This window comes from Micromonospora alfalfae, assembly GCF_022230925.1.
GTDB lineage: Bacteria > Actinomycetota > Actinomycetes > Mycobacteriales > Micromonosporaceae > Micromonospora > Micromonospora alfalfae.
In genome coordinates, this window is the sequence record NZ_JAKKFH010000062.1 from 37,215 (window position 1) to 52,457 (window position 15,243).

The following is a 15,243-nucleotide window of genomic DNA, read 5'->3' on the forward strand; positions in this document are numbered from 1 at the left end:
AGGCCTGCCCGCACGCGTAAAGACGCCAGACTCGGCCAGCCAACCGATTCGCCCGCCGCAACCCCGGCACCCACGGCCGTGGCGGCGGAAAGCTCACGGAGATGCGACCCGGGGAGAGCAAGGCGGACTACTTCTGTGTCCGCCGAGCCTCGGACTGCCCCAGCGACCGACCCCGCGATCACTGATGGCTCTCTGCGCCGCCCCTAGGGAGGTGCACCGTCGGAGGATGACCACCCCCGCGACGGGACGTCTCCGGCACTCCTGCGCGAACGACTCAAGGAGCTTCCTACGAAGATCACTTAGTATTGCGTCAGGCTTGCATTGATGGGACTCTATTTCAGTCCGTAACCCCCTCGGACCTCGAAGGAGTCTCCATGCGTCGCAGGCTGCTCGCCGCCCTCACTGCCACCGCGGTGTCCACTCTCACCTTCGCTGCGCCCGCACAGGCGAGCCACTCGTGGGGCAACTACCACTGGGCCCGCACGGCCAACCCGTTCACTCTCAAGCTGGACAACAACGTCGACTCCTCATGGAGCAACTACCTCAACACCGCCTCCTCGGACTGGACACCCTCTAGCGTCCTGAACACCACCGTGGTCAGTGGCTCGTTCGGCAGCCGCAGCAGCTGCGCACCGACCACCGGCCACGTCGAGGTCTGCAACGGCGCCTACGGCAGCACCGGGTGGCTGGGAATCGCCTCCATCTCCACGACCGGAAACCACATCAGCTCGGCCTATGTCAAGGTCAACGACACCTACTTCAGCCAGGCGCAGTACAACACCCCCGCCTACCGCCGGCTGGTCATGTGCCAGGAGGTCGGACACACCTTCGGCCTGGACCACCAGGACACCAACCAAACCAACACCAACCTCGGCAGCTGCATGGACTACAGCCGCAATCCGGCCGGGCCGCCCAGCAACGAGCACCCAAACTCCCACGACTTCACCCAACTACAGACCATCTACAGCCACCTCGACTCGTTCAACACGCCCACCGTCGCGCCGTCCGGTGCCAGTGCCCTTGCGGGCAACGCGCGGTCGAGTTGGGGCGAACGGGTCCGCGGCACCGACGGCCGCGGTGTGGCCACGTACGTGCGTGAGCACGGGCGCGGCAACTACACCATTACGCGAGTGATCTGGGCGAACTGACTCGCGCTGATCTGACCCGATCCCCGGGGGTGCGCCGCTGGCCCACCCCCGGGCGTCTCCGCCCGAACACCGATGCCAGCGACCACCGCAGTGGCACCTAGCGCGGCGGGCGGGACCGCAGTTAATCACGGAGCACGATGGCGGCGACAAGGCCCACCAACGCTGGCGCGCCTACCGCGACCAGCGACAGCGCCAGATGCATCGACGCCGAGCGCGTGTGCCCGGCAGGAAGCGCAGCCGCAGACGCGTCGGCCCCGCCATCCAAAGGAGCGGAGCTGACAGCCGGCGAGCGCGATAAGCACCCCGCGAACCGCAGGTGCGCCGCACGAACGAGCGGCAGCCGCATCGGCGCACAGCTCCACCAGTACCCGCACAGCATGAGACAGGCAGGCATCGTCGAGTTCATCGAGCGGCAGTCCCGGGCACCACACCCACAACTTCGGTTCGCCGCTGCCAGTGGCATCGTCAATCAGGAGTCGCAGGTCGTGGGCTTCCGCACCTGGCTCGCAGGACGCATGTGAAGTAGATGATCAGGAAGGGCGCCTCTCGTGAGGCGCCCTTCCTGATGACGTCACCATCCCGGCACCCACGGCGTGAACAGCGAGATCAGGAGGCAAGCAACCATCCCTCCACCGGCTTGGCGCATCACGACCGCTCGTGGCCGCACCCCTGGGCCCTGTAGGTGCACACCGCGAGCCGTTCCTGTCACCCGGCGACGCCCCGCCCGAGACAAATGCCGCCTGACGCGGAGCGTCAGGAAGCTTGGTTCGTCCTGTTGGGAGCCGGCGCCCTCAGGCCAGACGCCATCCAGAGCGGAACTGAGCTTGGCGATGCTGGACATCGCACGGCGGCGGGCCACGGAACTCGGACACGACGTGGACCTACGGCACAGCACAGCCCCTGAAGTTCGCTGATGCCACATTCGAGACCGCCGTCTGCACCCCTGCCGCTCTGCGCCATCCCCGGCGTCCGGGGCTCGTGGCCGAAATGGCCCAGGCCCTTGGTCCGGTAGATCCTCTCCTCCAGCCGACCACGTCATCGACGCCACCTGGCCGGCACGAGCGGCCCCCGCGCCTCGTCGATCGTGGGTCGAGACGAAGGCGACGCAAGACAGGGCACCCTCGTTCCCCATCAGGACCCTGGGTAATGAGGCAGTTTCGCCCTGTAGTTTTACCTGCTAGAGCGTTAGGCTGTCTCCGAACCGACCGCCGCCTTTCGGCCCTTTTGAACGCTTTTCGCGGGAGGGCTTATGCCGCCGCATCACGCGACAACGCAGCTGCCGCAAGCTTTCCTCACCGCACTCTTGGCAGCCCTGGCCCTAGCCGCCCTGATCATGCCGTCGACGGTCTGCCTGTCCGCCGGCCGGGCTGAGTCCACGCCGGCCGCGCACCACTCGCCCTCAGCCAAGGATGCCCATTCGTCAGGCACAGGAGATAGCGACCTATCCTCCTCCACCGGTCAGCGTCATCTTGACTGCCCACGCTTCACCAGCAGCGCTGCCGCAATCTCCACCCGGTCCATCTTGGAGATGGCAATCCCTCAAGCTGGGCGGTTGGCTCGCCAGTCGGCGGACGGGAACGTTGACTACTCGCAGAGCAGCTGGCCTTTACACGGTTCCGGCCGCTCCATTGGTCACCCAGTCTCAGCAGCAGCCGGTTCGCCTGTCCTTCGCATATAGGCCGCAGAAAGAGCGAGGTGCTTGACGCACTCACGCGAATCTCCGCGATGTCCCTAGAACGAAGACGATGAAAGGCTTGCTGTGACGAACTACCTGCACCACGCCGGTCACGGCGTGGCAGATCACCCTGCAACCGGTGCGGCATCGACCGCGAAAACCCCTCAGCACCTGGTGGGAAACACACCTGTCCTGTGGATACCAGAACTGACCGGGGAGACCGAGGCCGGCTTCTGGGCCAAGCTGGAAAGCCGCAACCCGGGCGGGATCAAGGACAGGCCCGGGCTCTACTTACTCGATCAGGCGCGCAAGAAGGGAGACCTGGCTCCGGGGGGCGCCGTCATCGAGTCGACCTCCGGCACCCTCGGCCTCGGACTGGCTCTAGCCGGAATGCTCTACGGCCACCCGGTCACCCTAGTAACCGACGTGGGGATGGAGGCGCACATGCGGCGCCTCCTGACCGCCTACGGCGCCACGGTCGACATCGTCGACCGGCCGGACCCGAAAGGCGGGTGGCAACAGGCGCGCAGGAACCGGGTTGCGCAGTTGCTGGAGGAGCAACCAGGCGCGTGGTGCCCGGACCAATACCACAACCCCGACAACGTCAGTGCCTACGAGGGCTTGGCACACGAACTCACCATCCAACTCGACCGCGTTGATGTGCTGGTCTGCAGCGTCGGCACCGGAGGGCACAGCGCTGGCGTCTCCCGGGTGCTGCGGGAGGCGAACCCTGGCTTGCAGCTCCTCGGGGTCGACACCATCGGCTCGACGATCTTCGGACAACCGGATCGGCCTCGGCTGATGCGCGGGCTGGGCAGCAGCATCTACCCCCGCAACGTCGACTACCAGGCCTTCTCACAGGTGCATTGGGTGGCCCCGCCTGAGGCGGTATGGGCATGTAGGCGTCTGGCTGCCACCCGCTATCTCACGGGCGGGTGGAGCGTCGGCGCCGTTGCGGTCGTGGCATCCTGGGCCGCCCGCACTTACCCACCAGACACTCGAGTGGTAGCCATCTTCCCGGACGGCGGCGCCCGCTATGTCGACACCATCTTCAACGACGGCTACTGCCGCCAACATCACCTGCTAGACCGGCCGCCCGCGCCACAGCCCGACCGCCTCGACCACCCTCAGGAACGCGAGGTGACCCGCTGGACCAGCTGCACCACCGTCATCGACCCCGCGCCGCGTCCCCGCGCCGACGTCGAAGCCCCCTCCGGTAGCGGCCCCCACCACACAGGTCGCGGTGTCGAAAACGCCTCCCACCCGGACAGCCCGCGGTGAGGGGCGTGTGGCGCCAGATCGGGTCCTTCGACCGATGCCTTCGACTACTGATGGTGAACCAGCTCGGTATCAATCTCGGCTTCTACATGCTGATGCCGTACCTGGCCAATCATCTGTCCTCTGGTCTGGGCATGGCCGCCTGGACCGTGGGCCTGGTGCTGGGCGTGCGTACCCTCAGCCAGCAGGGCATGTTCCTCGTGGGTGGCATCCTGGCCGACCGGCTCGGGTACAAAACCATGATTGTAGCCGGGTGCGGGTTGCGGACCATCGGTTTCGCGCTGCTCGGCGTCGTGTCCGATCTGCCCATGTTGTTGGCAGCGGCGGTGGCCACCGGGCTCGCCGGGGCGTTGTTCAACCCCGCCGTGCGGGCGTACGTCGCGGCGGAGGCCGGTCAGCGCCGGGTCGAAGCGTTTGCGATGTTCAACGTCTTCTACCAGGCAGGCATCCTGATCGGCCCGGTCGTCGGACTCGCGCTGATCAGCCTGAACTTCCGGGTCGTCTGCTTGTCCGCGGCGATGATCTTCCTGCTGCTGACCGTGGTGCAGATGCGCGCGCTACCGGCGCGGTCCGCACCGCCACAGCCCGGGCGCCGTGCCGGCCTGGGCGGGGTGCGGACCGACTGGCGGCAGGTGGTCAGCAACCGATCGTTCCTGCTGTTCTCCATGGCGATGATCGGCTCCTATGTGCTGTCGTCTCAGATCTATCTAGCCCTTCCGCTACAGGCGACCCGGGTGCTGGGAAGGGGCGGCGATGTGGGCAGCAGCGCTCTGTTCGCGCTTTCCGCAGTCGTAGCGGTGATCGGTCAGCTTCGGCTGACCGCATGGGCGCGGCGACGCTGGAACTCCGGCAAGGCGATTGCCGTCGGCCTGGCCCTGATGACGGCGGCATTCCTGCCACTGGCAGCGACCGCCGGGGTTCGCGCTCAGGACGGTTCACTGGCTATGGCGGCAGTCGCGATCGTTCCCACCCTGATCGCCACCCTGCTACTGACCCTTGGGACGGTGGTGGCATATCCCTTCGAGATGGACACCATCGTGGCGCTGGCACGCGACCGGCTCGTCGCCACGCACTACGGGTTATACAACACCTTCGCTGGTATCGGCATCACCGTCGGGAACCTTGCCACCGGCGCCGCCTGGGGGCTTGCACAGCGGTGGGAGATACCTGCGCTGCCCTGGTTGGTGTTGATAGCGACGGGCGCGGCCTGCGCCACGGCGGTTGCCGGCATGGCCCGTTCGCGGCGGCTAGAGCCCGGGTCCCAAGCGGCAGTCAACCCGACCAGCGCAGCCGTCCCAGAAGGAGCCGTATCCCGATGACACATCATCTCTCTGTCACCGTCGATGACGTGCACGCAGCCGCGAAACGGCTCGCCGGCGTGGCCCATCGAACCCCCGTTCTCACCTCACGCAGTCTCGACCGTCTGGTCGGTGCCAACGTGTTCATCAAGTGCGAGAATTTGCAACGAGTAGGAGCGTTCAAATTTCGGGGCGCCTACAACGCCGTCGCGCGGCTCGACGGGGACGCACGCCGTCGTGGCGTTATCGCCTTCTCCTCGGGCAACCACGCCCAGGCGGTGGCCCTGGCCTCACGCGTGCTCGGGTCCTGCGCCGTAGTGGTCATGCCGAGGGACGCGCCGAGGTCGAAGGTGACCGCCACCGCCGCGTACGGCGCGGAGATTGTCACCTTCGACCGGTACACCGAGAACCGATTCGAAATCACCGCTCAGGTAGCCGCCGAACGCGGCTTGACCGTCATCCCGCCCTACGACCATCCAGACGTGATCGCTGGGGCGGGCACGACGGCCGTGGAACTGTGGGACGACATTGACGACCTCGATGCCCTGGTCGTCCCACTCGGCGGCGGCGGACAGCTGGCGGGCTGCGCTACCGTGCTCCGTTCCATCGCGCCCGCCACCCGGATCGTTGGCGTGGAAACCGAAACGGGCGACAAGAATCGGCAGTCATTGCGTGCCGGCCAGCCGGTTCGTATCCCCGTGCCCCGCACGATCGCCGACGGCGTGACCGGGGAGCGCACGGGTGAACTGACCTTTCCCATTATTCAGCGGCTGGTAGACGACGTGATCGTGGTTACTGACGAGGAGATCCGCAGGGCGATGGCGTTCTTGTTCGACCGGATGAAGCTCGTCGTCGAACCAAGCGGCGCTCTCGGTGTGGCGGCGTTGCTCGCCGGACGCGTGCGGGTCTCTCGCCGGCGGGTGGCTGTGGTCGCCTCGGGCGGCAACATCAGCGCGAGTTTGTTCGGCGAGTTGTTGGCGGGGTCCGCTTCACCTGGGTGAAGGGCCCGCCCGGATGTGGGCGGCGCCCTCTCGGGGCGCTACCCGCGTCGAGTGGAGGAGCAGGCGGCCGCTGATAGGTGGCATTGCGGTGCTCGGCTCGGACAGGTCCATTCTGAACTTGATCTGTGCGGAGGGTCGGGCGTCACTGGTGACGGCCGCCATCCCGGCGAACCGACTGCGGCGCCAACCTGACACCGCTGGCAGGGATGGCGGCCACTCGAGGGAGATTTCCGGGAGAGGTGCCAGCAGGCAGGCGGTGCCGCGTCAGCCCCATCCCGCTAACGACGTCTCCCATCGGGTGGGCACATCACGCTCGGGCACCGGCTCCCTTATGGAGCCGGTGCCCGAGCCTCGGATTGGATCAGGCGGAGTAGCCTCGGGTCGCCGCCCAGTTCGCCAGATCGACAGTCGTCATCCAGTAGGCCGCGGTCGTGGGATTAGCCGAGTCGGCGATCCGCACGGTCCGGCCGTTGTCCTTGTAACCAATGACGGCAATGTAGTGGCCGCCGGGAAACGAGTGCCAGCCGCCATCGGTGTCGGTACCTGTACCGACGGTGTTGGCGACGACGGCACGGCCGTCCGTCACCGCGTTCACGATGTCGCTCTGAAGCTGATCGATCTGAGCCGAGGTGGGAGCACCAGGGATCATGCGGGTCCGGTAAGGATTGCCCTTGACCATCTGGTTCAGCCCGCGGGTGGTGTCCTCGGCCGAATTGGTGCCGTTCTCGGTCGCCCGCAGCGGGGCTACCAGCTCGTCCTGGGTCCGCTCGATGCCGTTGGCGCTAAGCGCGTTGCGCACCGCGGCGGGACCGCAGTTCCAGTAGCTGGTCTGCGCCTGATAGTTGTAGTCGAGGACCTTGGTCGATGGCGGCTTCGGCTTCGCTGTACGGGTCAGATCCGGGTCCGGCTTGGCCGAGGTGGCCCTGGGCGACGTCGATGGGGACGCCGCGACGCGGACTTGGCTGCGGGTGGCAGCGCCGTCGGTGCGCGGAGCCAGCTCAGCGACAGCGGCCGCTGCCCCCTGGCGGACAGGCGCGTCATCGGTGGTGGTGAGCAGGGCGCCGACGCCGGAGGCCAGCACGAGGGCCGCAGCCGAGCCGGCGACGATCTGGGACGAGCGTTCGGTGGCCAGACGGCGCAGCTGACGCTTGAGGTGGTGCTTCACGTAATCCTCCACAGAGCGAGAGCGGCAAAAGCCGGCCGGAACGCGCGGAGGAGCTCACGCGCGACGACGTGTACGGCGACGTGGCCGGCACTGGACCGCTCGGAAAGGGGGGCGCCCGGTCGGCCGGGCGCGGTGGCGGGTACCGAGGTCAGCTCGCCAGCCAGTCGGTGGGAAGCGACGGCACCGCGGCGCCGTGAAGGTGAATCAATCGGGGGAGGCGCTGCATGAGCATGGAACTCCTTCCAACGCCGCCTACCGGGTTAGCTGACGGATTCGGGCGGGAAGATCGCCCTACCGCAGGCCGTGGCTCGCGGATTCACCCCGATGATGCAGTGGGTCCCCGGTTCGTCGGTAACGATTCGGCGGGTCCGAGCGGCGTCGCCTGTTGCGACCGGAAACCGCATCGGACGCGCCGACGTTACTGAATCCCATTCCTCCGGCCAAGTGCCACCACCTGCACAAACTTTGAGCCTCACTACTCTGACCGGAACGGTCCATCACTGACGTCATTCCATGGGACAAGTAGAACTACCGGGCCCGGCGGTCAACAACCGGACAATCATTGAGGCGAAACCCTAATCTCGTTGGGTCAATCGCACCGGCTGGGCCGATATGACCGTTTCGACTTTTCAGCAGCTCGAACCATGGGAACTCAGATCACAATTTGGTCAACTCTGCTTATCGGCAGGTGGGCTCGCCCAGCGGCGGTGCCCGCCGAGGGTTCCGGGTGTGGGGGGCCGTTCGCTGCTGCGGTGGCCAGTGCCGGCCTACGCCCGTTCGGATCGGCCGATCCGAACTTCGACCCGCGCGGTGCACGTCGGGCTCGCGCCGGTAGCAGTAGCGCCTGCGGCACACGTCTGCCGGCAGGCAACTCCTCCAGCGATAAGCCACCCCCAGCCCAGGTGTGCCGTCCAGGGAGGTTGGTCAACCTGCTGATGGGCCGACCGTCGGTTGCGGGGGGGCCGGTGCAGCTTGTAGTGATGCAGAGAGCCCGTAGGCCTTCCTGCGGGCTTGTTCGCATGCTGCAGAACCGGGCGTAGCACAGCCGTCGGTCAGGGTTCCGGTGAAACCGTTCGACCTTGCCGTTGGCTTGTGGCCGGTATGGGCTGGTTTTCTTCGGGGTGATCCCAGGCTTTCTCGTTGTGGCGGATCTCTGTGTAGGCGACCCGGGAGTGATCATCGACAACGCTGCGCCCGAACGCAGTGCCCGTCTGAGGTTCGTAGACGCCGTTGCATGATGCGGGTGTTGGTAGCGGCGGATCGGTTCTCCGGTGACTTGGTCGATGTGTGACAGCCGATGCTGTGGGCAACGGGTCAGCACCGCGTGCACGGTCGAGGCCGCCATGCCCAGGCGCCCGCCGAACTGCACCGGTCCCAGGCGTTGCTTCCACCCGCGGGTGCACGATCTTGCGTACCCGCGGACGCGGGGGCCGGGTCACGATGCGGCCGCGACGAACGTCCTACATGCCCTCGGCGCTCTGCGGCCGGTATCACCGCGACCAGCGGCTCGCCGTTTGGCCAGGACACGTCACAGGTCCGGCTGCTCGGGTGTCCGACCGCCCCTCATCCACGATCAGTCGCGCCAGCCGCAGACGTGCGCGAGGGGTCGAGGCAGCGTTAGCCGGGACAGAAAGGTCTCCTGTTGCGAGAGCGGTTCGTAGACAGATCCACTCCAGAACTGGAGGCCTTCACTCGCCTACGACATCAGATCGTGTCGTCACAAGATCTCTACGAACGGGCGTGGGCAGTACATCTAGCGACTGATGCATCCATTGGACCGGCCCGCTGGGGCGGCGGGCGGGTCCAATGCTCCTGTGGTCAGCCGCCGGTGACCGCTGGCGCCGGCGATCCGCCGGCCGCCGCTCCCGGATGCGGCACCTGGGCCGGGCCCGGCCGGAGCCCGGCCGGTACGGGCAGGGCGCTGCCCTTGACGAACTCCTCCCAGCTGACGTTCCAAGCCGTCCAGCCATTGCCCGGCTGCAGTTGCACTTCGGTCCCCTTGAAGGTGACCAGGTCACCGACCTGCGTGACGCCCATCAGCCAATCGGCGGCTTCGGCCGAGATATTGGTGCAGCCGTGCGAGACGTTAGTGTTCCCTTGGTCCCCCACCGACCACGGTGCCCCGTGGATGAACTCACCGCCCCAGGTGAGCCGCTGCGCGTCCTCGACGTCGATTACGTAGGGGTCGGCGGATCCCCGGGTGTCGAACGTCGTATTCTGGTGCTTCTCCATGATCACCATCTTGCCGCTGGAGGTTGGTGTGCTCGGCTTGCCGAGGCTCACCGGGATCTTGCGAATCAGTTTTCCGTCCTGGTGTACCGACATCTGTTTGGTGGCGTTGTCGACCTCTAGGGACACCTGCCGACCGATCTTGGACGTGGCGCTCCGGTCGGCATCACCGACCCGGTCCTTGCCGATCGGCAGGCCCTCGAGGCCAGCCCGGACGCTGATGGTGGTGCCGGGCCGCCAGAAATCGGGCGCCCGGTAATAGACCTGGGTGCCGTCGGGTACCCACGACCAGGCGCCCGGCTGCGGCGGGTCCGTCTTCACGAACAGGCGCCGCTGCACATCGACCCTGGCGTCTTTCGGAATGGGCGGGTCGAACGCGACCGTTACCGGCATGGCGGTGCCGTACGTCCGATTTTCGGTGAAATACAACGTACTAGTGATCGTCGGTTTCGACGATTTCGGCATGGTGGTAAAGGCGGTCTTGCGGGTGGTGGTGGCGCCGGAATCGCCGGTGGCGGTCACCTCAACGGTGTAGGTCCGTTCCGGCTGCAACGTGGTGCTTGGCACCCACCCCGAGGTGTCCTCCCGCCGCTCCGCCTTGACCTCCTTGCCCTTGTCGTCGGTGATTCGCACCGCAGTCACGCGCCCACCTTTGACGACGGCGCCCACCTCCGCGCTAACTGGCACATCCCGCGTCCGGTCAGCGGGCGTAAGGGCCAGCTCCAGCGGCGCCGCCTGGCCCTTAACCGCCCCCGCGCCCGGCTTGCGGTCCGCGGTGCACCCGCCGAGGACCAACGGTGCGGCCGCAATAGTTACCGCACACAACGTCAATCGCCGCTTCAACTCCATGATGCGTCCCCCCGGATATGCGACTCCCTTCGTCACATTCTCTCTACGAAGCAGCGATAGTAGGCGGACTTTTCAAAGATTCACGCCGGCGCCTTACAGCAACTTTTCTCCGCGCTTCGCCTACTGGCGTGAATGAAACATCCATTCTCATACGTGCCCGTTTTGGTAGGAGTGGATGGACCTGGCAGGACCTTCCCCCTGGCGACCCGGCTGTCCGGTGTGCCGTTCGAGCGCAGCTATTCGCCCTCATCGAGCACTGCTCCACTTGCCCGGTGCCCGCCACATGGTTAATCACCGGCGCGTTGCACTGCCTGATCGGCGTCGTCGTGATCATGTAGGCGCCGCGCGGCTGACGCCGCCACACGGACCGGCTGCCAAAGGCTTGCCATCCGACGTACCAGCTTCAGGCCGCGCCGGAGTTGCCGACCCGGCGAACAGAGCTTCGGCAGGACTCCAGCGCCGTTCCCGTCAGCCGATAGCCCGGCCGGCCGGGGTCAGACGCGGCGTCGCATTCTAGTCAGCCAGCAGGAGTGGGGGCCATGGTCGGGCATCCCGTCGGTCGGTGACGATGACAGCAGGTAGCGAAGTCGGCTCACCTGCGAGCCCCGTCTCGACCTCATTCCTGTCGACGTACCAACGCTCGACCGTAAAACCGTGGGGCCCGGCGCGGCGACCCGCTACACCCGCGCCGACATCTCGCGCCACCGCTTACACCGCATATTCGGGTAGTCGCGTCGCGCTCTCATCCGACTACCGCGCTCACCCGGACTGATCCGACGAACGCGTGCGGAGGGTCGAATCCGAACGGTGCTCTAAGACGTAGCAGGCAACCTGAGCGCAACCCACTGCCGATAGGCGTGGGCATCGGCGCGGTGTGTCCCGCGGCGTCACCACCCCGGCGCCGACGCTCTGCCCGCCAAGTCCAGCCGTACGACGACGTCGCGGGCCGGGATCAGAGGGCGTCGAAGCCGGGATAGTCCGACAGACGCCGGCGCGGGTCGGCGTTGAGCCACCGAAGTCTGTGCATGTACGCGGCGACGTCCGGGTCGTCCTCGTCGTCCTGCGCGTGCCCGATGAGCACCGGCCGCAGCACGGGGCCAGCGACCGTGTCGCCCCGATGAAACGACCAGGAATGTCCGACCGGCGTCTTGCGCGGCGCTGTGTTTGGGGCAGACGTGCAGGCAGAGCGGCTCAGGCGCTCGTGCACCACCCGGGTCCAGAAGAACACACCGAAGGCAGCGAACAGCGGCCACTGCAACGCGTACCCGAGACTGCGGCCGTCGCCCCGCAGCGCGTGTTCCCACTGCCACCAGCCCAACCGCAGGCACACAGCAGCGATCACACCGATGACCAAGTGTCCGAGCAGCCACCGCGGTCTGAGCCAAGCTGACATATCGTCAGAATAGCTGCCGAAACCCACCGGACGGCGACTCACCCTGAACGGTCATGACATACCGTGACGAGATGAAGGTGTTCCCCGTTGCTCTCGACTCGGGCGAGACCGCCAGCCTGCGCCTGGACGACACGACAGTGTTCATCATCTCGACCGCGTCGCGGTCACGGCGCCTGCTGCGCTGGTCCGCCGGATCGGTGTTGGTCGGTCTGAGCCTCGCGGCGGTCGCCAACGGCGTCACCCACGCCGTCAATGAACAAGTTGGCCTCTGGCTGATGGGCGCCGCCGTGGCACTCTTCATTGGAGGAGTCGTCGGCGCCACGGCCGCAGGGGCATTCATCTGGCGAGCCGATCGTCGACCCGACGACAGCCTCAGCGCCGACGAGGTGACCTTCGCCCGCAGTGACGCCATCAACGGTCGAGTCACCGTGACCATCGAATGCGCCGACGGCACCACCCGCCACTTCAGCGCTACCGGCACGGCCGGCCCCCTTACCGCGCAGCTGTTCGCGCGGATGCTCGCCGTGACGGCCCCGACCGACAAGACTCCCACCCCGATTCCGTAAAGGGTGGTCCCCCAGGTCGGGCGCTCGTTTACTCGGGGCGGGCATGAACAGTGTGGCCGCGGCAGCGCCGAGCGCGGCGACGGTGGCACAGGCGATGAGGACGTAGACCATGGCGTCGACATAGGCGTGGTCAGCGGCGTCGGCGAGCGCCGGTAGGCCCAAGCGGTCTGCGACGGCCAGCGTCCCGGCAATCGAGTGGGTCGCGGCGTCGACGGCTGGCGTCGGTAGGCCGGTGGTGTCGATGCGGTCGCGGTAGGTGGCGGAGAGCAGGCTCCCGAGCAGGGCAACGCCGAGGGCTCCGCCGGTTTGGCGCATGGTCATGGTGATGGCGATGCCGGCTCCGGAGCGTTCGGGTGGCATGACCGCGAGCACCGCGTCCATGGCCGGGGCGAGGGTGGCGCCGATGCCGAGTCCCACGACGGCGTACCAGGTGGCGATGAACCCGTAGCTGCTGGCGGCGTTTGTCAGGGCGCCGGTAAGCAGTCCGGCGACGGTGACGACGAGCCCGACGACGATCGGCGCACGGTGACCTATGCGGGCGGTGAGGCGGGTGGCGATGCCGGCGCCAGCGACGAGACCGACGATGAGTGGCAGCAGCCGCAGCCCGGTGTCGAGGGCGTCGAAGCCGAGGACGAACTGGAGGTGCTGGGGTGCAATGAACAGCAGTCCGAACAGGGCGAAGCTGGCGAGGGTGGCGTTGATGGAGCCCCACCGGAATTGTCGATTCCGGAACAGCCGTAGGTCGATCATGGGCTCCCGGTTGTGCAGTTCCCACCAGGTGAATCCGGTGAGCAGTATCGCGGCGGCGAGCAGCGCTGCGATGACGGTGGGCGCGGTCCAGCCTTGTTCAGGGGCTTCGATGACGGCGTAGACGAACGCGACCAGACCGGCGGTGGACAGGACGGCGCCGGTCGGGTCTGGGCGTGGTGGGTTGGGGTCGCGGGACTCGGGCAGGAACACGGCGACGCTGATGGCGGCGAGGGCGACGATGGGCAGGTTGACCAGGAAGATGGTGCCCCACCAGAAGTGCTCGAGGAGGTAGCCGCCGATGATGGGACCCAGCGGGATGCCGATGCCCATGCCGGAGACGAGCACGGAAACGGCGCGGCTGCGCTCGGCGCCGGTGAACAGGGCCGTGAGGGAGGCGAGGGTGGTTGGCATGATGAGCGCGGCGCCGATACCGAGCCCGGCGCGGGCGGCGATGACCTGGGGGGCGGTGTCGGCCCAGGCTGCGGCGATGGACGCGGCGGCGAAGACGGCCAAGCCGAGTAGCAGGCCGCGGCGGCGGCCGTAGCGGTCGGCGAGGGCGCCGAAGGGCAGCAGTAGGCCGGCGAAGAGCAGGACGTAGGCGTTGACCATCCATTGCAGTGCGCTGGTGTCGGCGTTGAGGTCGGTGGCGATGGTGGGCAGGGCAACGTTGAGGATGGTGATGTCGAAGCCGATGGCAACGACGGCGACGGTCAGTCCGGCCAGGGCCCAGCGGTGTCGGCGCGCGTTTGTCGCGGTCATGAGTGGCAGCCTTCGTTCAAGGGGTGTTGGGGGCGTGCGGGTTCTGCCGGCCGTTGTCGGGGCGGTCGGCGCTGCGGTGGTGGGGTTCGGCTAGGGGTGGGTGGGGTGTTCGTGGTCGGCGTGGCTGGCCGGTTCGAGTTGGAAGGTGCTGTGTTCGACGTCGAAGTGCCCGGCCAGGCAGGTTTGCAGGGCGTCGAGTAGTTGTGGTGCGTGGCCGTCGTGGAAGCAGGAGTCATCGACGACGACGTGCGCGGTGAGGACGGGCAGTCCGGAGGTGACGGTGTGGACGTGTAGGTCGTGCACGCCGAGGACGTGGTCGGCGTCGGTGATGTGTTGGCGGATCTGTTCGAGGTCGGCCTCTGCTGGGGCGGCTTCGAGCAGGATGTTGACCGCTTCGCGCAGCAGCCGCAGCGCGCGTGGGGCGATGACGAGGCCGATGAGTAGGGACACCATCGCGTCTGCGCGGGTGAAGCCGGTCAGCGCGATGACGGCTGCGGCGGCGAGGACGCCGACGGAGGTGGCGGTGTCGGTGGCGACCTCGAGGAACGCGCCGCGCATGTTGAGGCTGGCGTCGCGGGCGCGGTAGAGCAGCGCCACTGCGACGAGGTTGCCGACCAGGCCGATCGCACCGAAGACGGCCATGCCGCCGGGTTGCACGTCGGCTGGTTCGAGGAGCCGCCGGACGCCTTCGACGAAGACGTAGACGCCCATCCCGGCCAGGATCAGGCCGTTGACGGCGGCGGCGAGGATCTCCGCCCGCGCCCAGCCGAAGGTGCGCCGCCCGGTCGCTGGTCGGGCGGCGAGCATGGCCGCACCGAGGGCGAGGGCGACACCGCCGGCGTCAGCGAGGACATGCCCGGCGTCGGCGAGCAGCGCGAGGCTGCCGGTGATGAACGCGCCGACGACTTCGACCGCGAAGATCACCACCGACACCATGAGCACGCCGGCCAAGGCTCGGCGGTGCTGCCCGGTGGCCGTCACCTGATGGCTGTGGCCGTGGTCGTGCCCCATCAGTCGCTCTCCTTCACCGTGTTCGCGGTGCGGCCAGTGCCGCACTCGTCGACCACACTAGAAATCATGCGCACATGCGCATACTAAGATGAGTTGATCGGGCCACGTCAAGGCTCGCGAA

The 15,243-nt window shown here is 67.3% G+C and carries 10 protein-coding genes and 1 riboswitch; of the genes, 5 read left to right on the forward strand and 5 right to left on the reverse strand.

Going from position 1 to position 15,243, the window contains the following annotated elements:
- Positions 1-374: 374 nt before the first annotated feature.
- The 5 genes from MED01_RS33130 to MED01_RS33150 all read left to right on the forward strand — a co-directional run bounded on the left by MED01_RS33130 (position 375) and on the right by MED01_RS33150 (position 6,400).
- Positions 375-1,148, forward strand: coding sequence for a zinc metalloprotease (locus tag MED01_RS33130; RefSeq protein ID WP_238672390.1), 774 nt, complete (start codon positions 375-377; stop codon positions 1,146-1,148).
- A 377-nt stretch (positions 1,149-1,525) separates the two neighbouring features.
- Positions 1,526-1,669, forward strand: a complete 144-nt coding sequence (locus MED01_RS33135; protein ID WP_238672391.1) for a hypothetical protein — start codon at positions 1,526-1,528, stop codon at positions 1,667-1,669.
- Between the two features lie 1,238 nt (positions 1,670-2,907).
- Complete coding sequence (locus MED01_RS33140; RefSeq protein WP_308193588.1) at positions 2,908-4,104, forward strand: PLP-dependent cysteine synthase family protein; 1,197 nt, start codon at positions 2,908-2,910, stop codon at positions 4,102-4,104.
- Complete coding sequence (locus tag MED01_RS33145) at positions 4,101-5,420, forward strand: MFS transporter (RefSeq protein ID WP_372493783.1); 1,320 nt, start codon at positions 4,101-4,103, stop codon at positions 5,418-5,420. The genes MED01_RS33140 and MED01_RS33145 overlap by 4 nt, the downstream gene beginning before the upstream one ends.
- On the forward strand, positions 5,417-6,400 hold the full coding sequence (locus MED01_RS33150; RefSeq protein ID WP_238672393.1) for a pyridoxal-phosphate dependent enzyme: 984 nt from the start codon (positions 5,417-5,419) through the stop codon (positions 6,398-6,400). Before MED01_RS33145 ends, MED01_RS33150 begins: the two co-directional genes overlap by 4 nt.
- A 361-nt stretch (positions 6,401-6,761) precedes the next feature.
- Here the strand turns inward: MED01_RS33150 and MED01_RS33155 are convergent, their stop codons facing one another.
- The 5 genes from MED01_RS33155 to MED01_RS33180 all read right to left on the reverse strand — a co-directional run bounded on the left by MED01_RS33155 (position 6,762) and on the right by MED01_RS33180 (position 15,122).
- Positions 6,762-7,565 (reverse strand): C39 family peptidase, encoded by an 804-nt coding sequence (locus MED01_RS33155; protein WP_238672394.1) that lies wholly within the window; start codon positions 7,563-7,565, stop codon positions 6,762-6,764.
- Positions 7,566-7,799: 234 nt separating this feature from the next.
- Positions 7,800-7,940, reverse strand: a riboswitch (cyclic di-AMP (ydaO/yuaA leader).
- A gap of 1,443 nt (positions 7,941-9,383) precedes the next feature.
- Entirely contained in the window at positions 9,384-10,643 is a 1,260-nt protein-coding gene (locus MED01_RS33165) for a L,D-transpeptidase (RefSeq protein WP_238672395.1), read from the reverse strand.
- Between the two features lie 952 nt (positions 10,644-11,595).
- Positions 11,596-11,985 (reverse strand): hypothetical protein, encoded by a 390-nt coding sequence (locus MED01_RS33170; protein WP_238672396.1) that lies wholly within the window; start codon positions 11,983-11,985, stop codon positions 11,596-11,598.
- Positions 11,986-12,200: 215 nt separating this feature from the next.
- The gene (locus MED01_RS33175; RefSeq protein ID WP_238672397.1) at positions 12,201-14,111 is read right to left on the reverse strand and encodes an MFS transporter; all 1,911 of its coding nucleotides are present in this window, start codon (positions 14,109-14,111) and stop codon (positions 12,201-12,203) included.
- A gap of 90 nt (positions 14,112-14,201) precedes the next feature.
- A complete protein-coding gene (locus MED01_RS33180; protein WP_238672398.1) occupies positions 14,202-15,122 on the reverse strand; it encodes a cation diffusion facilitator family transporter in 921 nt (306 codons plus the stop codon).
- Between the last annotated feature and the right edge of the window lie 121 nt (positions 15,123-15,243).

Excerpts from the sequence above, each read along its gene's own strand:
- MED01_RS33130 (WP_238672390.1), top strand. The coding sequence starts at position 375 with ATGCGTCGCAGGCTGCTCGCCGCCCTCACTGCCACCGCGGTGTCCACT.
- MED01_RS33135 (WP_238672391.1), top strand. The coding sequence starts at position 1,526 with ATGAGACAGGCAGGCATCGTCGAGTTCATCGAGCGGCAGTCCCGGGCA.
- MED01_RS33150 (WP_238672393.1), top strand. The coding sequence starts at position 5,417 with ATGACACATCATCTCTCTGTCACCGTCGATGACGTGCACGCAGCCGCG.
- MED01_RS33165 (WP_238672395.1), bottom strand. The coding sequence starts at position 10,643 with ATGGAGTTGAAGCGGCGATTGACGTTGTGTGCGGTAACTATTGCGGCC.
- MED01_RS33175 (WP_238672397.1), bottom strand. The coding sequence starts at position 14,111 with ATGACCGCGACAAACGCGCGCCGACACCGCTGGGCCCTGGCCGGACTG.
- MED01_RS33180 (WP_238672398.1), bottom strand. The coding sequence starts at position 15,122 with ATGGGGCACGACCACGGCCACAGCCATCAGGTGACGGCCACCGGGCAG.